Source organism: Acidovorax sp. GW823-FHT01C06 (genome assembly GCF_058798375.1).
Genome location: NZ_JBXAKN010000012.1, coordinates 164,333 through 186,576 on the forward strand (window position 1 = coordinate 164,333; position 22,244 = coordinate 186,576).

At 67.0% G+C, this 22,244-nt stretch carries 20 protein-coding genes; 7 read left to right on the forward strand and 13 right to left on the reverse strand.

All coding sequences use genetic code 11. The features are described from left to right. Window positions 1-3 precede the first annotated feature (3 nt). From tfpB to AC1RCS_RS21825, 4 genes are all read right to left on the reverse strand, one after another. A complete protein-coding gene (tfpB, locus tag AC1RCS_RS21810; protein WP_218295763.1) occupies window positions 4-1,797 on the reverse strand; it encodes a type IV pilus assembly ATPase TfpB in 1,794 nt (597 codons plus the stop codon). A 39-nt stretch (window positions 1,798-1,836) separates the two neighbouring features. Continuing rightward, a complete protein-coding gene (locus AC1RCS_RS21815) occupies window positions 1,837-2,604 on the reverse strand; it encodes a class I SAM-dependent methyltransferase (protein ID WP_492245907.1) in 768 nt (255 codons plus the stop codon). Window positions 2,605-2,613: 9 nt separating this feature from the next. Continuing rightward, window positions 2,614-3,186, reverse strand: a complete 573-nt coding sequence (locus AC1RCS_RS21820; protein ID WP_492245908.1) for a DNA-deoxyinosine glycosylase — start codon at window positions 3,184-3,186, stop codon at window positions 2,614-2,616. A gap of 95 nt (window positions 3,187-3,281) precedes the next feature. Further along, the gene (locus AC1RCS_RS21825) at window positions 3,282-4,127 is read right to left on the reverse strand and encodes a TatD family hydrolase (RefSeq protein WP_492245909.1); all 846 of its coding nucleotides are present in this window, start codon (window positions 4,125-4,127) and stop codon (window positions 3,282-3,284) included. Between the two features lie 104 nt (window positions 4,128-4,231). Here AC1RCS_RS21825 and AC1RCS_RS21830 point away from each other — a divergent pair, with 104 nt between their 5' ends. From AC1RCS_RS21830 to AC1RCS_RS21850, 5 genes are all read left to right on the forward strand, one after another. Further along, complete coding sequence (locus AC1RCS_RS21830; RefSeq protein ID WP_492245910.1) at window positions 4,232-5,176, forward strand: S1C family serine protease; 945 nt, start codon at window positions 4,232-4,234, stop codon at window positions 5,174-5,176. Window positions 5,177-5,297: 121 nt separating this feature from the next. Then, a complete protein-coding gene (locus AC1RCS_RS21835; protein ID WP_218295767.1) occupies window positions 5,298-6,293 on the forward strand; it encodes an AAA family ATPase in 996 nt (331 codons plus the stop codon). After that, the gene (locus AC1RCS_RS21840) at window positions 6,274-7,311 is read left to right on the forward strand and encodes a DUF58 domain-containing protein (RefSeq protein WP_218295768.1); all 1,038 of its coding nucleotides are present in this window, start codon (window positions 6,274-6,276) and stop codon (window positions 7,309-7,311) included. The genes AC1RCS_RS21835 and AC1RCS_RS21840 overlap by 20 nt, the downstream gene beginning before the upstream one ends. Before the next feature lie 26 nt (window positions 7,312-7,337). Then, a complete protein-coding gene (locus AC1RCS_RS21845) occupies window positions 7,338-8,384 on the forward strand; it encodes a VWA domain-containing protein (RefSeq protein ID WP_218295769.1) in 1,047 nt (348 codons plus the stop codon). A 115-nt stretch (window positions 8,385-8,499) separates the two neighbouring features. Next, a complete protein-coding gene (locus AC1RCS_RS21850; RefSeq protein WP_218295770.1) occupies window positions 8,500-8,748 on the forward strand; it encodes a PA2433 domain-containing protein in 249 nt (82 codons plus the stop codon). An 89-nt stretch (window positions 8,749-8,837) separates the two neighbouring features. On the opposite strand, the gene lolD is transcribed toward AC1RCS_RS21850, so the two are convergent. Together lolD and AC1RCS_RS21860 are read right to left on the reverse strand one after the other, a co-directional pair. Beyond that, window positions 8,838-9,593, reverse strand: a complete 756-nt coding sequence (gene lolD / locus AC1RCS_RS21855) for a lipoprotein-releasing ABC transporter ATP-binding protein LolD (protein WP_492245911.1) — start codon at window positions 9,591-9,593, stop codon at window positions 8,838-8,840. Then, the gene (locus AC1RCS_RS21860) at window positions 9,586-10,839 is read right to left on the reverse strand and encodes a lipoprotein-releasing ABC transporter permease subunit (protein WP_492245912.1); all 1,254 of its coding nucleotides are present in this window, start codon (window positions 10,837-10,839) and stop codon (window positions 9,586-9,588) included. Before AC1RCS_RS21860 ends, lolD begins: the two co-directional genes overlap by 8 nt. Before the next feature lie 80 nt (window positions 10,840-10,919). Between AC1RCS_RS21860 and AC1RCS_RS21865 the strand changes: the two genes are divergently transcribed. Both AC1RCS_RS21865 and recJ read left to right on the forward strand, forming a co-directional pair. Beyond that, on the forward strand, window positions 10,920-11,876 hold the full coding sequence (locus AC1RCS_RS21865; protein ID WP_492245913.1) for a phosphoglycerate mutase: 957 nt from the start codon (window positions 10,920-10,922) through the stop codon (window positions 11,874-11,876). Then, window positions 11,873-13,675, forward strand: a complete 1,803-nt coding sequence (recJ, locus tag AC1RCS_RS21870; RefSeq protein WP_492245914.1) for a single-stranded-DNA-specific exonuclease RecJ — start codon at window positions 11,873-11,875, stop codon at window positions 13,673-13,675. Before AC1RCS_RS21865 ends, recJ begins: the two co-directional genes overlap by 4 nt. A gap of 249 nt (window positions 13,676-13,924) precedes the next feature. On the opposite strand, the gene AC1RCS_RS21875 is transcribed toward recJ, so the two are convergent. The 7 genes from AC1RCS_RS21875 to AC1RCS_RS21905 all read right to left on the reverse strand — a co-directional run bounded on the left by AC1RCS_RS21875 (window position 13,925) and on the right by AC1RCS_RS21905 (window position 21,749). Beyond that, the gene (locus AC1RCS_RS21875; RefSeq protein WP_492245915.1) at window positions 13,925-14,839 is read right to left on the reverse strand and encodes a restriction endonuclease; all 915 of its coding nucleotides are present in this window, start codon (window positions 14,837-14,839) and stop codon (window positions 13,925-13,927) included. A 29-nt stretch (window positions 14,840-14,868) separates the two neighbouring features. Beyond that, window positions 14,869-16,554 carry a site-specific DNA-methyltransferase gene (locus AC1RCS_RS21880; RefSeq protein ID WP_492245916.1) on the reverse strand — a complete coding sequence of 562 codons (1,686 nt, stop codon included), beginning with the start codon at window positions 16,552-16,554 and terminating at the stop codon, window positions 14,869-14,871. Beyond that, window positions 16,515-16,877, reverse strand: coding sequence for a hypothetical protein (locus AC1RCS_RS21885; RefSeq protein ID WP_492245917.1), 363 nt, complete (start codon window positions 16,875-16,877; stop codon window positions 16,515-16,517). Before AC1RCS_RS21885 ends, AC1RCS_RS21880 begins: the two co-directional genes overlap by 40 nt. A gap of 76 nt (window positions 16,878-16,953) precedes the next feature. Continuing rightward, window positions 16,954-19,692, reverse strand: a complete 2,739-nt coding sequence (locus AC1RCS_RS21890) for a DEAD/DEAH box helicase (RefSeq protein WP_492245918.1) — start codon at window positions 19,690-19,692, stop codon at window positions 16,954-16,956. A gap of 38 nt (window positions 19,693-19,730) precedes the next feature. After that, window positions 19,731-21,095, reverse strand: coding sequence for a type II toxin-antitoxin system HipA family toxin (locus AC1RCS_RS21895; RefSeq protein ID WP_492245919.1), 1,365 nt, complete (start codon window positions 21,093-21,095; stop codon window positions 19,731-19,733). Next, entirely contained in the window at window positions 21,095-21,412 is a 318-nt protein-coding gene (locus tag AC1RCS_RS21900; protein WP_492245920.1) for a helix-turn-helix domain-containing protein, read from the reverse strand. Before AC1RCS_RS21900 ends, AC1RCS_RS21895 begins: the two co-directional genes overlap by 1 nt. A 106-nt stretch (window positions 21,413-21,518) precedes the next feature. Further along, complete coding sequence (locus tag AC1RCS_RS21905; protein WP_492245921.1) at window positions 21,519-21,749, reverse strand: tautomerase family protein; 231 nt, start codon at window positions 21,747-21,749, stop codon at window positions 21,519-21,521. Window positions 21,750-22,244: the final 495 nt, after the last annotated feature.

Consider the following 22,244-nt stretch of genomic DNA (forward strand, 5'->3'; position numbering starts at 1 on the left):
ACTTCACTCCAGGGGTGGCGTCGCGGTGATCACCTCGTCCAGCGTGGTCAGGCCTTCGGCCACCCGCAAGGCGCCCGCCAGGCGCAACGGCCGCATGCCGTCCTGCACGGCCTGGCGGCGCAGCATGTCGATGGAGGGTGCCTGGTTGATCTTTTCCTTGAGCGCCTCGCTCACCGTGAGCAGCTCATACAGGCCCATGCGGCCGCGAAAGCCGCTCATGCGGCAGTCCACGCAGCCCACGGGCTTGTACGGCTGGTAGCCGCCGCTGAGCTTCCAGGGCTTGACCACCGCCATCAGGGTCTCGCGGTCCGCCGCATCGTCCTTCTGCTTGCACTGCCTGCACAGGGTGCGCACCAGGCGCTGCGCCAGCACCCCGAGCAGGGTGGCGTTCAGGAGGTACGGCGGCACGCCCAGCTCCATCATCCGGGTGATGGCGGACGGGGCATCGTTGGTGTGCAGGGTCGAGAACACCAGGTGGCCCGTGAGCGCCGCCTGGATGGCCATCTCGGCCGTCTCCAGGTCGCGGATTTCACCCACCATGATGATGTCCGGGTCCTGGCGCATCAGGGCGCGCAGGCCTTCGGCGAAGTTGAAGTCGAGCTGCGGCTGCACCTGCGTCTGGTTGAAGCTGGGCTCGATCATTTCGATGGGGTCTTCCACCGTGCTGACGTTGACCTCCTCGGTCGCCACCCGCTTGAGCGTGGAATACAGCGTGGTGGTCTTGCCCGAGCCGGTGGGCCCGGTCACCAGGATGATGCCGTGCGGGCGCTTGACCAGCCCTTCCCAGCGGGCGGCGTCGTGCTGGGCAAAACCCAGGGCATCGAGGTCCTTGACGGCGTTGTCCGGGTCGAAGATCCGCATGACCATCTTCTCGCCGAACGCCGTGGGCAGGGTGGACAGCCGCATTTCCACCTCGTCGCCGCGCTGGTTGCGCGTCTTGATGCGGCCGTCCTGCGGGCGGCGCTTTTCCACCACGTCGATGCGCCCGAGCAGCTTGATGCGCGAGACCATGGCGTTGTGCACCCCCATGGGCATCTGGTAGACGGGGTGCAGCACGCCGTCGATGCGAAACCGGATCACCCCCTGGTCGCGCCGCGGCTCCAGGTGGATGTCGCTGGCGCGCTGGTCGAACGCGTACTGCCAGAGCCAGTCCACGACCTTGACCACGCCCTGGTCATTGGCGTCGAGCTGCTTGTTGCTCTTGCCCAGCTCGACCAGCTGCTCGAAGCTGCTGCCCCCGGAATTGCCCCCCGCCTTCTGGGCGGCGCGCACCGACTTGGCCAGCGCGAAGAACTCCGCCGTGAACCGATGGATGTCCAGAGGGCTGGCCACCACGCGGCGCACGGTCCGCCGCGACTGCCGCTCCACCTCCGCGACCCAGTCGTCAATGAAGGGCTCCGAGGTGGCCACCACCACTTCCTTGGGGGTCACCTGCACGGGCAGCACCTTGTGGCGTTCGGCATAGGTGGCGCTCATGGTGTCGGCCACGCGCCCCACGTCCACCTTGAGCGGATCGATGCGCAGGTAGGGCAGTCCTGCCCGCTTGGCCAGGTACTCGGACAGGGTCTCGATGTCCAGCGGCTTGCCATCGCTGGCGCGCTCCATGGCCACGTTGGCCAGGCGCACCAGCGCATGCTGCGAGCTTTCGGCCTGCGAGCAGCGCGCGATGGTGCGCTGCGCCTCTTCCGGGGAGATCACCTGGTCATCGCTGAGCCACTGCACCACCCGGCGCCAGTCCACCGGCCCCGCATAGGGCCGGACCGCCACGCCATCCGGAGAAACAAGGGATGTTTTCATCGAGAACCTTTCCAGAATGAAGCCATGGGCCGGCGGTGGTCAGGCCACCACCGGCTTGAAGGCCCGCAGCCACTTGGCGGTGGGCAGATCCCAGCGGGCCTGGATGGCCTCGGCCCGCGCGGCCAGTTCGGTGCGCTTGGGGCGGGTGGGCGTGCGCTGCGCGAGCACCACGGTGTTGCCCTCGCGCGTGGGCTTGAACGACCAGAGCGCCTCTTCGCCGAAAGCGGCCGCCATGCTCTGCAGGCTGCGGCCGTAGCTCGAGGCCCGGCCAAACAGGTTGACGGTCATGCTGCCGGTATCGGTCAGCAGCGCGCGGCAGTCCGCGTAGAAATCCGGGCTGTCGAGCACGGGCGCGGCCGCCTCGTGGTCATACAGGTCCACGGCCAGCGCATCCACCGTGCCCAGCCACATGGGGTTCCTGATCTCCTGCGCGGCATCGGCCAGCACCACGCGCAGCTTGGGCCCGTCGGGCGGCAGCTTGAACCACTGCCGGCACACCGCCAGCACCTGGGGGTTGAGCTCGATGGCCGTGGTGCAGATGCGCAGCTTCTTGTGGCAGAACTTGGTGATGGCGCCCGCCCCCAGCCCCAGCTGCATGGCATGCCCCTTGGACACCTGGGAGGGCTCGGCGAACAGCAGCCAGGCCATCATGCGCTGCACGTATTCCAGCTCCAGCTCGAAGGGCTCGGCCACGCGCATGGAGCCCTGGATCCAGGGCGTGTCCAGGTGCAGGTGCCGCACCTCGCCATCGTCGGAGACGCTGACTTCGGGCAGTTCGCGGGGGGTGGTGTTCTTTTTTCGGGTCATTCCAGGCAGTCAAAGCAGTCCGTGGGCGGCCATTAGCTCCGCCCAGGCGGCCAATTTACGTTCAAAGCTCCAGGAGGCGTTGGCCGGGCTGGTGGAGGGCAGGCGCACGGCATCGACCGGCGGCAGGCACATCGGCCCCAGGCTTCGCAGCACCGCCGGGGCATGCCGGTAGCTTTCGGCACCGTTGTGGGCCACGGCCGCCAGTCGGGGGCAGCGCCCGTGCAGGCGCGCAAAGTCGTTGACCTTCGCGTTGCGGATGCTGGTGTCCAGGCTGCCTTCCCGCTCGCAGCTTTCATAGACATCCCACAGCCCCAGCCCCCGAGCCAGCAGCCATTCGCAGCGCTGCGCGTAGGGATCGCCGCTCCCTGCGGGCGGCAGGGGGTGCCCTGGCCAGAGGGCCTGCAGGATCTTCCAGAAATGGTTCTGCGGATGGGCATAGTACTGGCGCGCCCGCAGCGAGGCCGCGCCCGGAAAGCTGCCCAGGATCAGCACCACCGTCCCTTCGCCAGCGATGGACGGCAGCCCCTGCCACCGGGTGGTGGCGGGCACGGGCATGGAACCAGGTGCATGGACGTCAGGCATGCGCCGATTCTGGACTGAAACCGCGCCAGCCCCTGTGCGCGTTCACAAAAAAAGATAGCTGCAAACCGTGCACCACACAGCCGAAACCTCCAAAATTACTCCTCATTTGGAGCTTCCAGCGGCACCAGCGCCGCGATCCGGGGCAGCGCCGCACGGGCATTCGCGGTGGTGGCCCGCGCGAGCATCCGCGCGGACTGGCCCCGCAGCTGCGCCAGCGCCTGGGCGATGCGCGGCAGCTCTGCCGGCGCGTTGCGGCCCTGGGGCCGGCCTTCGGCGCGCTGCGCCGCCGTGGTGTACAGCCAGTGGGGCGGGATGTCGGGCGCATCGGTCTCCAGCACCAGTGCATCCCCGGGCAGCTCGGCCGCCAGGCGGCGCAGCTGCAGCGCCCGGTCGTAGGTCATCGCGCCGCCGAAACCCAGCTTGAACCGCAGCCCGATGAAGGCCTGCGCCTGCTGCAGGCTGCCGTTGAAGGCATGGGCGATGCCGCCCTGCACGGGCAGCTCCCGCAAGCCCTTGAGCAGCCTGTCGGCGGAACGCCGCACATGCAGGATCACGGGCAGATCGAACCGGCGCGCCAGCTGGAGCTGCGCGCGGTAGAACCGCTCCTGCCGGACGGGGTCCAGGCCGCCCACGAAATAGTCCAGACCGATCTCGCCGATGGCGGCAAGGCGCGGGTCCGCGTGGTGCTGCTCCAGCTCCTGCGCCAGGAGATCCAGGTCCCCGTCGTCGGCGCGCCCCGTGCACAGGGGGTGGATGCCAAGCGCATAGCTGTCCCCATGCCGGTGCGCCAGTTCCCGCACGGTGCCCCAGTTGCCGCGCTCGACGGCCGGGATCACGCAATGCGCGACGCCGCGTGCACGCGCCTCCTGGCGGACCGCGTCGCGGTCGGGGTCGAACTCCGGGGCATCCAGGTGGCAGTGCGTATCGATCCAGGCGGTCATCCGGCCATGATGCCTGACGAAACCTTGGATGTGCATCCGGCCGCGATACGTGCTAACGTGAAAACCATGCGCTTTTCCCCGGCGCAGTAGAAAAGGTGACTAGGATGCCCCGGCCCGCCCTCTACAGCAGCTCCCGCCCTGCCCGCCGCCCCCCGGCGCAAGCGGCGGCCACGCTCCCCGCACCCACGGCCGATGCCGATGGAGCCGCCCCCCTTGCGCCTCCGTCTCCTGCGCCTGCCGCCACCACGGGCGGCACGATGCTGTCCCGGCGCCACGTGCGCGGCCTGTGGACCATGATCGCGCTGCTTGGCGCCCTGCTCATCGCCAGCCTGTGGCTGCACCAGGGCCCCGCCCCCCGCAGGATCACCCAGGAAGACATCGATGCCGCCGTGCTGCGCACGCTGGAGACCACCACCCCGCCCTCCGCCGCTGCGCGCGCGGCGGAAGCGATTTCGCCCTCGGTGGTGCGTGTCGTGGGCTACGGCCGCGGCAAGAATGGCAAGGAGGAAGTCGAGCGTGGCGTGGGCACCGGCGTGGTCATCGTCGACAAGGGCATCATCCTGACCAACCTGCACGTGGTGGCGGGCTCCGACCGCATCGCCATCACCTTCCATGACGGCCTGGAGACCACGGCCAGCATCACCGGCGCACAGCCCGAAAACGATCTGGCCGTGTTGCAGGCCCACAAGGTGCCCGACGACCTGTTCGCCGCCCCGCTGCGCTCCACCCAGGACCTGCGCCCCGGCGACCATGTGGTGGCCGTGGGGTTTCCCTTCGGCATCGGCCCCTCCGCCTCGGCCGGCGTGGTGTCGGGCCTCAAACGCGAATTCACCTCGCCCGAGGGCAAGCGCCAGCTCAGCAACCTGATCCAGTTCGACGCCGCCGCCAACCCGGGCAACTCCGGCGGGCCGCTGATCACGCTCGACGGCGAGGTCGTGGGCATCGTCACCGCCATCCTCAACCCCACCCCGGCGCGCACCTTCATCGGCATCGGCTTCGCGGTGCCCATCGAGAACGCGGCCTCGGCCGTGGGCATGCCGCCGTTCTAGCATGCAATACCCCCTGAGTCGCTTCGCGCCTTCCCCCTCTCCTTCGGGAGGGGAACGCACCCTGTGGCGTAGGCCGCGTACGGCTCGCAGCATCGTTGAACCCTGACAAGGAAGGAAAGCCATGGAAGCCACAACGAACACCGCCACCCTGATGGAACAGGTGCTCTACGAAGTCAAGCGCGTGGTGGTGGGCCAGGACCGCTTTCTGGAGCGCGTCATGGTCGCCATGCTCGCCCAGGGCCACCTGCTGGTCGAAGGCGTGCCGGGACTGGCCAAGACGCTCACCGTGAAGACGCTGGCCAGCACCATCCAGGGCAGCTTCAAGCGCATCCAGTTCACGCCCGACCTGGTGCCCGCCGACCTGGTGGGCACGCGCATGTACAACCAGAAGACCGGCGAATTCAGCACCGCGCTGGGCCCCGTGTTCACCCATCTGCTGCTGGCCGACGAGATCAACCGCGCGCCCGCCAAGGTGCAGAGCGCGCTGCTGGAGGTGATGCAGGAACGCCAGGTCACGATCGCGGGCGAGACCCACAAGGTGCCCGAGCCCTTCCTGGTGATGGCCACGCAGAACCCCATCGAGACCGAGGGCACCTACGCGCTGCCCGAGGCCCAGGTGGACCGCTTCATGATGAAGGTGCTGCTGGGCTACCCCACCGAGGAAGAAGAGTTCGTGATCGCCCAGCGCGCGCTGGACCTGCCCGTGCAGGTGCTGCCCGTGGCCACCACCGCGCAGCTGGCGGCGCTGCAGGCCGAATGCCGCACGGTGTATGTAGACCCGTCGATGCTGCAATATGCCGTGAAGCTGGTGGCCGCCACCCGCGAGCCCGCGCGGCATGGCCTCAAGGACCTGGCCGGCTACATCAGCTGCGGCGCAAGCCCGCGCGCCACCATTGCCCTGGCCGAGGGCGCTCAGGCCCTGGCCATGCTGCGCGGGCGCAACTACGTGCTGCCCGAGGACATGACCGCCCTGGCGGCCGACGTGCTGCGCCACCGCGTCGCCCTGTCGTACGAGGCGCTCTCCGAAGGCCTGGACGCCGACGCGCTCATCCAGCGCATCATGGCCAAGATACCGGCGCCCGCGCGCCCGCTGCACCATGAGCAAAAAGCCGCCTGACCCCCCCGGCGCCACGGTCCACGTCCTGCCCACCCTGCCGGGGCAGGCCGACCGCCTGCTGCGCGAGCTGGAGTGGAAGGTCATCCGCCGGCTCGACGGCCTGCTGCAGGGCGACTACCGCACCCTGATGCGCGGCACCGGGCTGGACCTGGCCGACCTGCGCGAGTACCAGCCGCACGACGACGTGCGCCACATCGACTGGAACGTGACCGCGCGGCTGAACACGCCGCACGTGCGCGTGTTCACCGAAGACCGCGAAATGACCGCCTGGTTCCTGCTGGACCTGAGCCCCTCCATCAGCTTCGGCCCCGAGGGCCATGCCAAGCGAGACATCCTCACGGGTTTCGTGGCCGTGCTCTCGCGCCTGCTCACCCGCCACGGCAACCGCGTGGGCGCCATGCTGTACGGCGGCGCCAGCGGCCAGGCCGAACGCGCGGTGGACGCCGTGCTGCCGCCGCGCAGCAGCCGCGCCCATGTGCTGCACCTGGTGCACCGCCTGCTGGCCCCTGAAAAGGCGGCCACGCCCACACGCGCGAAGGGCGGCGGCGCCGCCACCGAACTGCACCGGCTGCTGCAGGCGGGGCTTGCCAACCTGCGCCGCCGCGCCACCGTGTTCGTGGTGTCGGACTTCATCAGCGCGCCCGGCTGGGAGAAACCCCTGGCCCAGCTGGCGCAGCGGCACGACGTGGTGGCCGTGCGCCTGCTGGACCCGCTGGAGCTCGCGCTGCCGGACGTCGGCCTCATCACGCTGCGCGACGCCGAAAGCGGCGAGCAGCTGCAGGTGGACACGCACGACGCGGCCTTTCGCCGCCGCTTCGCCCACCTGGCCGCCGAGCGCGAGGCCGCGCTGCGCGAGGGCCTGGCCCGCGCCGGCGCCGACACGCTGGAACTGTGCACCGACGACGACCTGGTCGATGCGCTGCTGCGCTTCATGGACCTGCGCCAGCGCCGCGTGCGGGCCCCGCGCGCCCCCTCCGCCCCCGTGCCCTCGGAAGCGGCCCTGCCCACCGCCGCCTGAACCACCACGCCACCAAGGACCGCACCATGGTTTTTCTCTGGCCCACCCTGCTCTGGCTGCTGCTGGTCGCGCCCTTGCTGGTACTGCTGTACTGGTGGCTGCTGCACCGGCGCAAGAAGACGGCGCTCAGCTACTCCAGCCTGTCGCTGGTGCGCGAGGCCATGGGCCCCGGCCAGCGCCTGCGGCGCCACATCCCGCCCGCCCTCTTCCTGCTGGCGCTGATCGCCCTGCTGCTGGCGGCCGCGCGCCCGCTGGCCGTGATCACCCTGCCCTCGCAGGACCAGACCATCATGCTGGCCATGGACGTGTCGGGCAGCATGCGCGCCGCCGACGTGGAGCCCGACCGGATCACCGCCGCCCAGAATGCCGCCAAGGCCTTCATCGCCGAGCTGCCGCGCCACGTGCGCGTGGGCATCGTGGCGTTCGCGGGCAGCGCGCAGCTGGCCCAGCTGCCCACGCAAAGCCGTGAAGACCTGGTCAAGGCCATCGACAGCTTCCAGCTACAGCGCGGCACGGCCACGGGCAACGGCATCATGCTGTCGCTGGCCACCATTTTTCCGGATGCGGGCATCGACATCGCGGCGCTGGGGGGCCGCCAGGCGATGCGTCCCAAGCCCATCGACGAGATCGGCAACAAGCAGGACCCCGCCAAGCCCTTCACCCCGGTGGCGCCGGGCTCCTACACCTCGGCGGCCATCATCATGCTGACCGACGGGCAGCGCACCACGGGCGTGGACCCGCTTGAAGCCGCCAAGTGGGCGGCGGACCGCGGCGTGCGCGTGTACACCGTGGGCGTGGGCACCGTGCAGGGCGAGACGATAGGGTTCGAAGGGTGGTCGATGCGCGTGCGGCTCGACGAAGAAACCCTGAAGGCCGTGGCCACGCGCACGAACGCCGAGTACTTCCACGCGGCCACGGCGGCCGACCTCAAGAAGGTCTACGAAACGCTCAGTTCGCGATTGACGGTGGAGAAGAAGGAAACCGAGATCTCTGCCCTGCTGGCACTGGCGGGCGCCGTGCTGGCTCTGCTGGCAGCAGCACTCTCGGTCTGGTGGTACGGGAGGGTGATGTAGGCCCCCGGCGCCACGCGCGAGCCCGCAGGCAGGCAACCACGCCCGCGGGCATGCACGGATAGCGGCCCATGGCCGCCGTGCCGGGGATCATGGCTCGAACCTGAGGAGACATTTCATGCGCTTCCTGATCCAGATCGCAGCCGTGGCGCTGCTCGCCATGGCCGCCGGCTCCGCGCTGGCCCACAACTGCCCCAACGAGATGAAGGCCATCGACGCCAAGCTGGCGACCCATCCGGCGCTGACGGCTGACAACGCCGCCAAGGTCAAACAGCTGCGCGCGGAGGGCGAGGCCCAGCACAAGGCCGGCAAACATGACGACTCGATGAAATCCCTGGCGCAAGCCAAGAAGATCCTCGGCATCTAGACCCGCCCCGCCATCCTCGCACCCCGCGCAGGCCGCCGGCCGCCGGCCACCGGCTGGCGAGGCGAAGAACGCCGGGCCCGGGCCAGATATCAGGTCAGGTGGCCGAGCACCAGCCTCACCACGCGGCTGCAGCGCACGGCCAGGGATTCGTCGTGCGTGACCATCACGAACGCCGTGCCCTGGTCCCGCGCCAGCTGCATCATCAGTTCAAACACGCCGTCGGCCGTGGTGCGGTCGAGATTGCCCGTGGGCTCGTCGGCCAGCACGCAGGCCGGACGGGTGACCAGCGCCCGGGCGATGGCCACGCGCTGGCGCTCCCCCCCCGACAGCTCGGCCGGACGGTGGTGCAGGCGCTCCTTCAGCCCGACGGCGGCCAGCACCTTCGCGGCCTCGTGCTGGCACTGCTCGTACGGCATGCGGCGGATGCGCAGCGGCATGGCCACATTGTCCAGCGCGCTGAACTCGGGCAGCAGGTGGTGGAACTGGTAGATGAAGCCCAGGTGCTGGTTGCGCAGCTGGCCCTGCCGTTCGGCGGAGAGGGACGACATGGCCTCCCCCTTCAGGCGCACGGTGCCCGAGGTGGGCGCATCCAGCCCGCCCAGCAGGTGCAGCAAGGTGCTCTTGCCCGAGCCCGAGGCGCCGACGATGGCCAGCGTCTCGCCCGCGTGGACCCGCAGGTCCACGCCCTGCAGCACGGTCACGTCCAGGCGCCCTTCGGTGAAGCGCTTGGTCAGGCCGTGCGCCTCCAGAACCACCGGGCCATTCAAGCCCGCGTGGGCGGCGGGCGCCGCCTCGAAGGGCCGCGGGGACACGCCGGTGCCGAGCGTGGGGGTCGTATTACTCATAGCGCAGGGCCTCGGCAGGATTCACACGGCTGGCACGCCAGCTGGGGTAGAGCGTGGCCACGAAGGCTAGCGCGAGCGAGATGATGCCGATGGGCAGGATGTCGCTGCTCTGCGGCTCGCTGGGCATCTTGCTGATCAGGTAAATGTCCTTGGGCAGGAAACTCGCGTTCAGCGCCCTCTCGATGGCCGGCACGATCACGTCGATGTTGAAGGCAATGGAGAGCCCCAGCAGCAGGCCCACGGCCGTGCCGATCACGCCCACCATGGCGCCCTGCACCACGAAGATGCCCATGATGCTTTTCGGGCTGGCGCCCAGCGTGCGCAGGATGGCGATGTCGGCGCGCTTGTCGGTCACCGTCATCACCAGGGTAGACACCAGATTGAACGCCGCCACCGCCACGATGAGCGTGAGGATGATGAACATCATGCGCTTTTCAAGCTGCACGGCCGCGAACCAGGTGCGGTTTTGCTGCGTCCAGTCGCGGATGAGCAGCTGGCCGCTTAAGGACCCCGCCAGCTGCTGGGCCACGTCGCGCGCCTGGTGCAGGTCCTTGAGCTTCAGGCGCACGCCCGTGGGGCCTTCCAGGCGGAAGATGCGCTGGGCGTCCTCATGGTGCAGCAGCACCAGCGCCGAGTCGTATTCGTAGTGGCCGGAATCAAACGTGCCCGCCACCGTCATCTGCTTGAGGCGTGGCACCACGCCCGCCGGGGTCACCTGGCCCGCGGGGGCGATCAGGGTGACCACATCGCCGGCGCGCACGCCCAAAGCGCGGGCCAGCTCGCCGCCCAGCACCACGCGGAATTCGCCGGGCACCAGCAGATTGAGCGTTTTTTCGTTGGTGGCGGCCAGGTCCGTCACCGCGCCTTCCAGCGCCGGGTCGATGCCGCGCACCAGCGCGCCCTTCATATCCTCGCCACGCGCCAGCAGCGCCTGCGCCGCCACGAACGGCGCAGCGCCCACCACGTTGGGGTTCTGCTTGGCCTCGGCCAGCGTGCGCGCCGGGTCGGGCAGCGCCGCGCCCTGGGGCGCAAAAATCTCGATGTGCGAGACCACGCTGAGCATGCGGTCGCGCACTTCCTTCTGAAAGCCGTTCATCACCGACAGCACGATGATGAGCGCCGCCACCCCAAGCGCGATGCCCAGCATGGACACGCCCGAGATGAACGAGATGAAGCCATTGCGCCGCGTGGCGCGGCCCGCGCGCGTGTAGCGCCAGCCCAGGGCCAGTTCGTAGGGGATTTGCATGAATAAGGAAAGAAGGCACTGCAGGGTGCGGAATGCACGCCACAGGCCGGCCAGATTGTGGCATCCCGGACAATAGGCCCATGTCGGACACCACCCATTTGCTCATTCCCTACGCCGCCAGCGCCTCCCCGGGATGCCAGCAAGCCCTGCAGGGCCTGGCCCTGCCCCACCTGGACCGGCTTCTGGCCCGGCTCAGCCCCCATCCCGCCCAGAGTGACAGCGGCGAGGAAACAACCTTCTCCGCCCCCCACGAACGCGCCCTGGCGCGCGCCCTGGGCCTGCCTGCGCAGGACGGCCGCATCCCCTGGGCCGCGTGGCACCGCCACCAGCAGGGCCAGCCCACCGATGGAGCGGCCTGGGCCTTTGTCACGCCCTGCCAGTGGCAGGTCAGCACCGACCACGTCACGCTGCGCGACCCTGAACTCCTGGGACTGGACGAGGCCGCGTCGCGCGCGCTGCTGGCCATCGTGTCCCCCTGGTTCGCCGAAGACGGCATCACCCTGCACTACGACCAGCCCACGCGCTGGCTGGCCCGCAGCCCGCTGTTTGCCCTGCTTGCCACCGCCTCGCTGGAACGCGTGCTGCTGCGCGACGTGCGCGCCTGGATGCCGGATGCGCGCGAGGCCCGCACGCTGCACCGCCTGCACAGCGAGATGCAGATGCTGCTCTACACCCACGCCTTCAACGACGAGCGCACGGCGCGCGGGCTGCCGGTGATCAACTCGTTCTGGGTGCATGGCACCGGCCCCCTGCCTGTGCCCGCCCCCACCTCCGCCACTGCGCCGACGGTGCCCACCACCCTGCGCGGCGCGGCGCTGAATGAAGACTGGCGCGCCTGGGCCGCCGCCTGGACCGCGCTGGACGCAGGCCCCGTGGCCGGCCTTCTGCGCAAGGCCGAAGACGGCGTGCCGGTGCAACTGACCCTGTGTGGGGAGCGCAATGCGCTGGCCTTCCACAGCGCGCCCCGCACGCTGGCCCAGCGTTTTCAAAGCCTTTTCAGGCCCCAGCGCTTTGCAGAACTGCGCGAGAAGCTATGAAAATAGTAGCAAGAGACATCCCCCCCCGCGCCGCCTGGGCGCTGGAGCAAGCCGGCGTGCACCCGCTGCTGGCCCGCCTGTATGCCGCGCGCGGCGTGCGTGCCAAGGACGAGCTGGACGACGGCCTGGGCCGCCTGCTCCCTCCCTCGGGTTTGAAAGGCATTGACACCGCCGCCCGCCTGCTGGCCGACGCCATGGCGCAGAACAAGCGCCTTGTCATCGTGGCCGACTACGACTGCGACGGCGCCACCGCCTGCGCCGTGGGCGTGCGCGGACTGCGGTTGCTGGGCGCGCAGCACGTGGACTACCTCGTGCCCGACCGCGTGACGGACGGCTACGGCCTCACGCCCCCCATCGCCCGGCGCGTGGCCGAGCGCGGCGCCGACGTGCTCATCACCGTGGACAACGGCATCGCCAGCGTGGACGGCGTGGCCGAGGCCAAGGCGCTGGGCCTGCAGGTGCTCGTGACCGACCACCACCTTCCCGGGCCCGAACTGCCGGCGGCCGACGCCATCGTCAACCCCAACCAGCCCGGCTGCGCGTTTGAGAGCAAGTCCATGGCCGGTGTGGGCGTGATGTTCTACGTGCTGCTGGCGCTGCGGGCCGAGCTGCGCGCACGCGGAATCTTTGATGCGCCGAGTGCCGCCGGGCCGCCCCAAGGCGCGAGCGCCCCCCTGGGGGGCAGCGAACCACACGTAGTGGGGAGCGTGGGGGCGCACCAGCCCTTGCAACCCAAGCTCGACCCGCTGCTCACGCTCGTGGCGCTGGGCACCGTGGCCGATGTGGTGAAGCTCGACGCCAACAACCGCCGCCTGGTCGCCCAGGGCTTGAAGCGCATCCGCGCGGGCCAGATGCCCGCAGGCATCGCCGCGCTGTTCCATGCCGCAGGCCGCAAGGCCCCGGTGGCCACCACGTTCGACTTTGGCTTTGCGCTGGGCCCGCGCATCAATGCCGCGGGTCGCCTGGCCGACATGACGCTGGGCATCGAATGCCTGCTGACCGACGACGCAGGCCGCGCCGCCGAGCTGGCGGGCCTGCTCGACGGCATCAACCGCGAGCGCCGCGAGATCGAGGGCGGGATGCGCGACCAGGCCATGCTGATGGCCGAGAGCCTGTTCCAGGAAGACGAGGAGCCGCCCCCGGCCATCAGCGTGTTCGACCCCGACTTCCACGAAGGCGTGGTGGGCATCGTGGCCAGCCGCATCAAGGACAAGCTGCACCGCCCCACCTTCGTGTTCGCGGCCAGCAGCGCACCGGGCAAGGAGCACGAGCTCAAGGGCTCGGGCCGCTCCATCCCCGGCTTTCACCTGCGCGATGCGCTCGACCTGGTGGCCAAGCGCCACCCGGGCGTGCTGCTGAAGTTCGGCGGCCATGCCATGGCGGCGGGCTGCACCGTGGCCGAAGAAGCGTTCGAGGTGTTCGAGCGCGCCCTGGCCCAGGTGGCGCAGGAGTGGCTCGATGCCTCCACCCTCACCCGCCGCATCGAGACCGACGGCCCCCTGGCCCCCGAATACTGCCGCGCCGACATGGTGGACACCCTGCACCACGAGGTCTGGGGCCAGGGCTTTGCGCCCCCCACGTTCAGCGAAGAAGTGCAGATCGTGAGCCAGCGACTGGTGGGCGAGTCCAAGAACCATCTGTCGATCAAGCTCATGCACCAGGGCAACCCGGTGGATGCCATCTGGTTCGGCCACACCGAGCAACTGCCCGCGCGCGTGCTGCTGGCCTTCCGCCTCGATGTGAACGAGTGGAAGGGCGAGCGGAAGGTGCAGTTTTTGGTGGAAGGGGCGCAGCTGTAGGTCGGAGTCGCCGCCGAAATCAGGGGCCAAGCCGCCTGATTGCGACCTGTCGCAGATGCCTCCCCCGTCCCTTCGGGCTGAGCCTGCCGAAGCCAGGGCACTTTGCACGAACAGCCCCTTCGGCAGACTCCAGGCAAACGACCTGCCTCCGGTCGCCACTTATCAAGCCAAATTGGCCTCTAGCGCTTGATAGTCAAGCGCAAGCAGCTACGCTCTCAGTAGCAAAAGCAGATGCTTGCTCAAACGCCCTCACCCCTGCGGCGACAAAAACTGAATAGGCCGCAGCGGCAACCGCCGCCGCGCCTGGTCCGTCAGCTTGCCGTAGTGCTCCACCCACAGGTCAAACAAGGTGTCCAGTCCAATCAGCGTGATGCGGCGCTTCTCCTGGGTGCGCGCCTCGGTAGCAGCATCCTTGGTAAAGCCGCCCGTGCACACAAACAGCCCCACATCGCTATCGCCCAGCAGCGCCATGAACGAGCGCAAGCCATCCACACTGACAGACTCCTTTTGCCGCTTCACCTGCACCTTGATGCGCGGCGGCCGGGTGGCCAGCACATCCGGCTGGGCCAGGATGTCAATGCCGCCATCCTTGCCCGGCGGCGACACCCAGCTCACGTAATAGCCCATGGCCCGCAGCAGGTCGGCCACCAGCTCCTGAAACTCGTAGGGCGGCATGTTGCGCAGATACTGGGCAATCTCGGCCCAGGCGTGCTCCTCGGCTTCTTCAAACGTAATACTCACAGCCTTGGCGGTGTTGTCTTGGGCTAGCGGGTCGGGGTCTGGCGCGGTGCTGGGCGATGGAGCTGGATCTGCATCGGGCTGGGCTGCCTTCCATTCGGCATACAGCTTGCAAGCGCGGCGGTAAAAAGCCTCCGGGTCCGCCAGCTCGGCATAGGCCTTGCGGCCCTCGTCGGTAATCGTCCAGATCCCCTTTTCTTTCACGAGCCAACCAGCCTTCACGCAGTCCACAGTGGCAAACCGCACGATCTTGTCAAAGCGTCGCCCGCCAGACTCGTAGTTATCTGCCTCGTAGGGTGTCAGGGTCACGCGCTCTGCCAGTGCAGACAACGCCGCACTGGCCTGTAAGCCTTCGGGCGCGGCCATCAGCAGCTTGAACAACTCGCGCAAAAGTTCGCCGGTGCGGCGGCGGGTGATTTCAGCCATTCATAGTCTCCGTTTAACTCTCATCCGTCTCACACCTGCAGCGCCACCACCAGCTCCTCGCCCAGCATGTCAATGATCTTCACCGCGACCGTGCTACCAAGAGGCGGCGCTGGCAGCTCGTAGCGGCCTGCCACCAAGTCCTGCTTGCGCTCGGGCACATCGGCCAGGGCCACGTTGAATACCTGGCCGTTGTACGCGGGGTCGATCAGGATGCAGTCCACCACCGCCCGCCAGTCGGTAATCTGCGCGCGGAACACGCCTTGCTCCAGGTTCAGCCGCTGCATGATGGTGGGCGACACCACGTCCTGCACCTCCACCACCAGTTGATCACCCTCGCGCCGGGCGCTGGCCTGCACCGCCAAGGGTTCGTGTTTGATGATGCCGCCCAGCTTGCGGTCGGTGCGCAGCTCCACCACATGCAGCTTGTTCACCGGGCGGTTGCGGTTGTAGGCATCCACCCAGGCGCGGGCGTCCAGCTGCCAGCCCAGGCACACCACCATCACATCGCGCTCTTCGCTGGGGCGGGTTTTCAGCTCGTCGCGCACGGCCTCTAGGTCCAGCGGGGTCAAGGGGTGGTTAAAGGGCACGATCTTCACCAGCCGCCCGCCTTGCGTGCCGTCAAAAAACGCATCGGTGCGCGTGCGCGCCACACCCAGGTGCTGGCAGGCCAGCTCCACCGCCTCGTTGTGCTGGATCTGCAGGTCGTAGTCGTTGACGCGATAGGTCGCAAAGCTAAGTTGGCTGGGGCGCTGCGGGGTGTCGCCGCCCTCTACCAAATCGCTTTGTTGGGGCACGGTGGCCGTGGCGGCTTGGGCGCGCATCAATTCCTGAATGCGCTTGGCGGTGGTTTGGATCGCGCCTTTGTTGATGTCGCAGCCGATCCAGCGACGGCCTAGACGCTGGGCCGCCACGACGGTGGTGCCGGAGCCTACAAAACAGTCGAGGATCAGATCTCCTGCATTCGAAGAAACGGTAATCAAACGATCAAGCAGGGTGTCGGGCTTTTGCGTGGGATACCCAGAACGATCTAGCGCTTGGGAATTGACAGGGGCAATATCTTCCCAAATGTTCTGAAGCGGGATTCCAGGCATTTCGTCCAGATAGCGCTTGTAGCGTGGGACACCACCAGGCTTAGGCTGCACGATTCTGCCGGCAGCAATTAGGTCTTCCGCCCGAGATTTACTGAATCTCCAATGCTTGGATACGCCAAGAATCTCGTAAAACGGGTTGCCCTTCTCCGCTCCGCCAGGGCCAGTGATATCGAAAAGTTGATAGCGACGACCATCCTCCTCAACTTGGCTGTACTTCTTCAGGTACTCATCCTCGTACGGGACGTATTGAGTATTGAAAGTAAATTGATCGCTTTTCGTGGCAACAAGGATGACGTCATTGATGCTTCCAAAGGACTTGTTGCCTTGCGCGGTGTTGCTATGTGCGCTTGTCCGCTTCCAAATTACTTCACTCACGAAGTTCTCTGAACCAAAAATCTCTTCAACAAGGCAGCGCAAATGGTGGTGCTTTCGCCAATCGCAGTGGAGATATAGCGTGCCATCGTCCGCCAACAACTCCCTCAACATCAACAACCGCTCGTACATGAACTGCAAGTAGTTGTCGTTCGCCCAAATATCGCTGTACTGCACCTGCTCGCCCAGCGTGTAGTCCTCGCCATCGATCTTTACCGTGCCCTTGGCACCGCGCAGTTGCACCTTGCGCACGTAGTCGGCACCGCTGTCAAACGGCGGGTCGATGTAGATGAGCTTGACCTTGCCGCGAAGCCGTTGGCCAGCAGGTGGGCCAGCACGTCTTTGTTGTCGCCGTGGTAGAGCAGGCCGCCCTGGGGCAGGTCTTGGGGCCAGTCGCTCCAGTCGGCGCCGTGCAAGGCGGCGGGCTGGCCGCTGGTGGCGTCAAACCGCTCAATGGCCTGCGCCGGGTAGGCGCGCACGCGGGCCAAGGGCTTTTTGCCCACCCAGGTGAGCATGGGGCGGCCCTTGGCCTTGGTGATGGTGACGTCCTTGGACTTTTTGGTGTTCTCGGTCATGGCGGTATGTATACGGGGTGCGGGCGCGCAGCGGTCAGGTCTGGTGCGGAGATGTGGCTGTGTCGGTGTCGGCGGTTCAAGCGCCGCGAATGAAGTCGCGCACCTGGGCGTAGCCCTCGTGCTTCAAGTCGCTGCCATCGGCAAACATGACGTGGTAGGCCAGCTTGTCGGGGTTCAGGCCCTCCCACTGCTTCAGGGCCACGGCTTTTTTGCCTTCCGGCGTTTGCGGCGCTTCGCCCCGGCCCAGGCGGGCCATGTCGGCGGTGATGTCGGGGCTGAAGCCGTCGCGTTTAATCTCGACCACCAAGTGCTTGCCATCGGCGCGGCGCAGCACAAAGTCAGGGGTGTAGCGGTGCCAGCGGCCATCGTCGCCCAGGTATTCGGCGTACAGGTCGGTCTTGGCGGGGTCGGTGATACCGCCGGTAAACCACACGCCTTCGATGTGGTGTTCGCCAGGCTTTAGCTGGGTCAGCGCCCATTTCAAAAACTCAGCCTCGGGCTGGGAGTCAAAGTTGTAGCCCTCGTAGTGAAAGCTGTGCGCCAGGGCGTGCGCGGCGTTGGCGGCATCTACTGTGTTGGTGGCACTCAGGTAGAGCTTTTCTTTGTCTTTGGCAAAGCTGATGCGGGCGGTGTACACGGTTTGGCCGCCGCGCTCGGTGCGGTCAAAGCCGTCGGCTTTCACCAAGGCAATGGCCACGTCGATCTCTTCCAAGTGGGCTTCGTACTGCGCCCGCTGCGCCTCTATCTGCAGGCCCAGCGCGTCGAGGTGATAGTTGGGCACATCTGCGCCCACCCCGTAGGCTTGGCGCAGGGCGGCCAGCACTTCGGCGGTGTGCAGGTGGTAGTTGGCGGCCAGCTCGGCGGCGGCGGTGTAGGCGTCCAGCTCGGGCGGCGGAGCGGGCAGCAGGTCGCCACCGCCATCGACCTTTTGCAGCGTGGTGTTGCCTGATGCGGTTTGCACGGGTGTCAAGGTTTCTACCGTGATGCCTGCGGGGACGGCCACATCGGTGGGCACGGTGAAGTGCAGCGGCGCGGTGCTGGCGGGGTCGCTTGCCTTGCGGCGGTAGCGCAGCACACGCTTTTTGATGAGCAGCGGCGGCAGGTGCGGCCGGTGCAGCACGATTTCTCGCTCTACCCGCTCGGCCTGCTGGGCGCCCAGGTCTTTGAGCGATGTGCCGTAGGTTTCGGCCAGCTGAGATTCGAGCGTTTTTTTGTTGCTGTCGGTCAGGTACACGCGGGCGGGCACGGTGTTACCCGGCACCTGGCGCAGACAGCGGGTGGCGGCTTGCAGCACAAAGTTGTTGCTGTTGGCCAGCTTGCGCACCAAGGCCGTGGCAAACAGGCTGGGGCAGTTCCAGCCCTCGGTGCCCATGTTGACCAGCAGCAGCACGCGCTCGGGGGCCTCGGGGTTGCGGGCCACGGCCTCAAACTGGCGGCGCGTGGCTTCACTGCTTTTGCCGTCCACGGCCAGGAGGGTGTCGGTGCCAATGCCGCGCAGAGCCAGGGCCGATTCCACCGCGCCGCGCAGCTCGTCGCGGGTTTCGATGTTGGGAAAGTACAGGGCCAGGCGGGCAGGTGCGCCGGGGCTTGCGCCCACGGACGGCAGGCGCACGGCCCAGTAGTCGCGCACAAAGTCCTCAATCACGCTGGCCACCAGGGTGTCGGCCTCACCGTCGCCCAGGTCAAACACCTTGATGTTGTTGGCCAGCTCTTTCAACACGCCGTCGCGTATGCCTTCGCCCAGCCCGTACCACACCACCACGTCGCGCAGGGGCTGGCGCTCAAAATACGGCGTCCCGGTGGCGTTGATGACGACGACAAGGTTGGTCTCGGCGGCCAGGTAGTCGATGGTGCGGCGCACCTTTTTGATGCCGTCGTCCTTGAACACCAGTTCGCCGGTTTCCTTGTCCTTCTCCCACTTGCCCAGCAGTTTTTGGCCGTAGGTGTGGTGGGCTTCGTCCGAGAACACGGCCAGGTGAGGCAAGGAGGCCACAGCCTGCAGGCGCAGGTTGGCCAGCTCGGTTTGCTCTTCCACCTTGGTGCCCGCAAACAGAAGCGCTTGCTGGGCATTGGCGCGCACGTTGGGCTTTTGGATGCGGATTTTTTCGGTGTTGGTGACGATGACGTTGAACGTGCTACCCCAGACGATGGGGATTTGCTTGTCGCCGTCGCGCGTGAAGGTGAGCTTGAGGCTGGCCGCAAACGGCTTGTGCATGCGGGGCGGCAGCAACTTGTCGTAGGGCACATCGGCCAGCTCGCGCAGCGCACTCAAAATGGTTTTGCCGGGCGCAAAGATGAGCGCGTTTTGCACAAACGGGCCTTCGGGGTATTCCATGGCCATGGCAAATTCGGTGGCCACGATGGAACCCATCAGAATGGTTTTTCCCGCGCCCATGGCAAGCGCCAGGATGTAGCTGGCGTAGCCGAGCGTAAGGGATTCGCGCAGGCTCTCCAGGTGGTTGTCGCGCACAAACTGGTTGTCTTCGCGCACCCGCTGGATCAGAGCCGTGTAGTTGTATTTGGCTTCCTTGAACAGCTTTTCGTTGACGCCCATGGCATCGAGCCGGTCGGGCAGGTCTTCAAACAGTTGCTCATACAGCTCAGGCACCTTAGGGGTGCCCAGCACCAGGCGCAGGTACCAGTAGGTTTCCAGGGCGCGCAGTTGCGCACGGCGCAGGTAGCGCAGTTGGCCTGATTCGCCCTCTTCCAGCGCGAACTCCAGAATCTCTCGGATGGCGGGAAATTCGTCGCACGGATAGTTGTCGGAGCGCCATGCGTCTACGCGCTGGGAGAGCGCTTGGTACAAATACGTCATTGGCTTTGTGTTTCTACGGAACTCATGATTCTCACCGCTTACCCAGCAAGGGCGAGCGGCCGATTTTCTTGCGGGCTCACTAGCTTCGGTGGTGCCGAAAACCCTTCAAACGCCTCCCCCGCCTTCCAATCCCCCACCGCATACACCCGCGCATCGCGCAGGCCCTGCACGCCCTCGGCCCAGGCCATCAGCATGCGTTTACCGATGTCTGCAAACCCTGGGTGCTGCGCCATGGCCTGGCGCACCTGGGGCGCCACGTCGGCCACGGCGTCGCTGATGGCTTGCAGCATGTGCTGTTGTTCTTTGGGCTGGATGCCAAAGGTGGCGGCGATGAACTTTTGCAGGTTTTTGCCGGGCGCCCAAGTGCGTTTTCCTATGAAGTCGATAGCGGGCGGGTTGTGCTGAAAACCTGCGTACACGCTGGTGGTGAACATGTCGTAGGCGGGCGATAGGTGGGCGTTGGCCCGGCTGGTATAGAGCAGGGCCAGGTTTTTGGCGTGGCAGTCGGCATTGCGCAGGGCATACGTCAGCAGCAAGGTGGTGGCCAGCTGGCGATAGGTGGCCAGCCGCTGGGCGCCAGGCACGTGGTCGCGCACGGCTTTGGCAATGCGCTCCCAGGTGGTGTCGTATTTGGCGGCGGGGCGCAGGCCCAGCAGGCTGCAAAAGTCTTCCATGCCCCACAGGGGCTGGCCGTGTTCGTCCACATCAAAGCGGTGCACCACCAGGGCCTGGCCGTCGTCAGACACTTCGGTCTGGGCGGCGGGCATGACCCGGCGGGCGACCTGCATGCACAGGTGCTCGTTGAGCGCGACAAAGGGCAGCTGGGCGCTGGAGCCTTTGATGATGTGGCGGCGGGTGGTGAGGCGGGCTTTGGGGTGGGGCCCGAGTGCGGGTTCGGGCTGGTGCAGGGCGTCGACAAGCTCAGCCTGAACGGCGGGGGGAGCGGTTTGCGCGTCCAGAAACTTGGGCACCACGCCCGATACGCCGCTGGTGGCGTGCTGGCGCACGAGCGCGGCAAAGGCGGCTTCGGAGTTGTCGCCTTTAAGCAGCGCGGCCACTTCGATGGACTGGGCGGGTTCGTTGAGCTGCACCCCGGGCGCGGCCACCTGCAGGCGGCCCACCATGTTGCGGCCGATGACGGACAGCAAAGCAATGGGGCTGGCCCCGATGTGCGGGCCAAACTGTTCTTGCAACACCTGCAGGAGGTAGCCCTCGGGCAGGTTCATCTGGAGCACGGGCGGGAGTTGGTCGTCCCACACGTAGCTTTCAAGCCGCACGGGCATGGTGAGGGAGACGAAGTCGTCTGCCGCCACGTGCGGGTGGTAGGTGAGCACGCTTTTGAAGTCGCCGGATTGTTCCAGCGTGGCCACTTCGCGGCCGAGCACGTAGACGGACAACTGCATCACCGGCTCCCCGTCTTCTTGAAAGTGCCGCGCGCATCGGCCGCGTTGGCCACACGGGGAGCGGTGGTCTGCGCGCGTTCGCGGCGCAGTTCGTCCAGGTTGCCTGCCTGGCCTTGCACCATGATCTCTAGCTCTGCACCCAGCACGGCCAGCACGGCCAGCAGCTTGCGTGAGCCAAATTCGGCCGACCTGCCGCGCTCAAAGCGCGACAGCGATTCCGCCGTCACCCCCGCCTGAGCCGCGACATCGCCCTGCTTAAGGCCTAGCAGCTTGCGACGTTTGGCGACGGCTTCACCGAGTTCTTGAAGAGTTTGCAATTGATATTTGCGTCAAAATTTTCACCATGCTAATGATTTTTGATGCAAAAATCAAAAAATGGTCCCCATACTATTCTCTGCACCTAAGCGCTGACGCCATATCTGCTCACACGACCAACTGCGTCGGCCCTTTGCGCCGCTTGCGGATCACCGTGACCGGCTCGCCGCCCTGCCCCCAATTGTCCGGGTCCACCTCGTCGATGATGACGGTGACACTCTCGGGCCGTTTGTCCAGCACCTGTTGCATGAGCTGGGTCACGCCTGCGATCAACGCGGCCTTTTGTGCAGCGGTGGTGGGCAGGTCGCGCCGCGCCAGGCGAATGTTGACCAGGGGCATCGTCAAGTCCTTTCGGATGTGAACAAAAACAAAAGGCAGCGTGCGCTGCCTTTGCGAGAGATGTAAAGGATTTCAAGCCAAACTGGCCTCTAGCGCTTATCCAGAAAGCGTTAAAAGCTATCAATTTTAAAAAACCACCTTGTCAGAAGCTTTCCCAATCGTCATCCCCGCCTTTGGCTGCAGCCCGGGGCGCAGGTGCAGCAGGCGCGGCCGATGGGCTAGGGGTGGCAGCGGGGCGTGCAGCGGCGGGGGCCGGTGGTGCCAAGCGAGCGGCGGCGGGTGCCTTGGTCGGCTTGGGTACTGCGGGTTGGTTGCCGAGGGCGGTTCTGGCCGCAGGCGCTGGCCGGGGCGCCGCAGACGGAGCCGGACGGGGCGCTGCCGGTGCGCGAACCGCCATCGCGCCCACATTGAACACCGACACCACCTCGGCCAGCCTCTGCGCCTGGTCGCGCATCGAGGCTGCAGCGGCGGTGGACTCTTCCACCAGCGCCGCGT

What these genes read in the sequence shown, in the direction of transcription:
- recJ (WP_492245914.1), top strand. Translation starts at nt 11,873, where the DNA reads ATGAAAATAGTAGCAAGAGACATCCCCCCCCGCGCCGCCTGGGCGCTG.
- AC1RCS_RS21840 (WP_218295768.1), top strand. Translation starts at nt 6,274, where the DNA reads ATGAGCAAAAAGCCGCCTGACCCCCCCGGCGCCACGGTCCACGTCCTG.
- AC1RCS_RS21885 (WP_492245917.1), bottom strand. Translation starts at nt 16,877, where the DNA reads ATGACCGAGAACACCAAAAAGTCCAAGGACGTCACCATCACCAAGGCC.
- AC1RCS_RS21895 (WP_492245919.1), bottom strand. Translation starts at nt 21,095, where the DNA reads ATGCAGTTGTCCGTCTACGTGCTCGGCCGCGAAGTGGCCACGCTGGAA.
- AC1RCS_RS21865 (WP_492245913.1), top strand. Translation starts at nt 10,920, where the DNA reads ATGTCGGACACCACCCATTTGCTCATTCCCTACGCCGCCAGCGCCTCC.
- AC1RCS_RS21850 (WP_218295770.1), top strand. Translation starts at nt 8,500, where the DNA reads ATGCGCTTCCTGATCCAGATCGCAGCCGTGGCGCTGCTCGCCATGGCC.
- tfpB (WP_218295763.1), bottom strand. Translation starts at nt 1,797, where the DNA reads ATGAAAACATCCCTTGTTTCTCCGGATGGCGTGGCGGTCCGGCCCTAT.
- AC1RCS_RS21830 (WP_492245910.1), top strand. Translation starts at nt 4,232, where the DNA reads ATGCCCCGGCCCGCCCTCTACAGCAGCTCCCGCCCTGCCCGCCGCCCC.
- AC1RCS_RS21860 (WP_492245912.1), bottom strand. Translation starts at nt 10,839, where the DNA reads ATGCAAATCCCCTACGAACTGGCCCTGGGCTGGCGCTACACGCGCGCG.
- lolD (WP_492245911.1), bottom strand. Translation starts at nt 9,593, where the DNA reads ATGAGTAATACGACCCCCACGCTCGGCACCGGCGTGTCCCCGCGGCCC.
- AC1RCS_RS21825 (WP_492245909.1), bottom strand. Translation starts at nt 4,127, where the DNA reads ATGACCGCCTGGATCGATACGCACTGCCACCTGGATGCCCCGGAGTTC.
- AC1RCS_RS21845 (WP_218295769.1), top strand. Translation starts at nt 7,338, where the DNA reads ATGGTTTTTCTCTGGCCCACCCTGCTCTGGCTGCTGCTGGTCGCGCCC.
- AC1RCS_RS21875 (WP_492245915.1), bottom strand. Translation starts at nt 14,839, where the DNA reads ATGGCTGAAATCACCCGCCGCCGCACCGGCGAACTTTTGCGCGAGTTG.
- AC1RCS_RS21820 (WP_492245908.1), bottom strand. Translation starts at nt 3,186, where the DNA reads ATGCCTGACGTCCATGCACCTGGTTCCATGCCCGTGCCCGCCACCACC.
- AC1RCS_RS21905 (WP_492245921.1), bottom strand. Translation starts at nt 21,749, where the DNA reads ATGCCCCTGGTCAACATTCGCCTGGCGCGGCGCGACCTGCCCACCACC.
- AC1RCS_RS21890 (WP_492245918.1), bottom strand. Translation starts at nt 19,692, where the DNA reads ATGACGTATTTGTACCAAGCGCTCTCCCAGCGCGTAGACGCATGGCGC.
- AC1RCS_RS21835 (WP_218295767.1), top strand. Translation starts at nt 5,298, where the DNA reads ATGGAAGCCACAACGAACACCGCCACCCTGATGGAACAGGTGCTCTAC.
- AC1RCS_RS21815 (WP_492245907.1), bottom strand. Translation starts at nt 2,604, where the DNA reads ATGACCCGAAAAAAGAACACCACCCCCCGCGAACTGCCCGAAGTCAGC.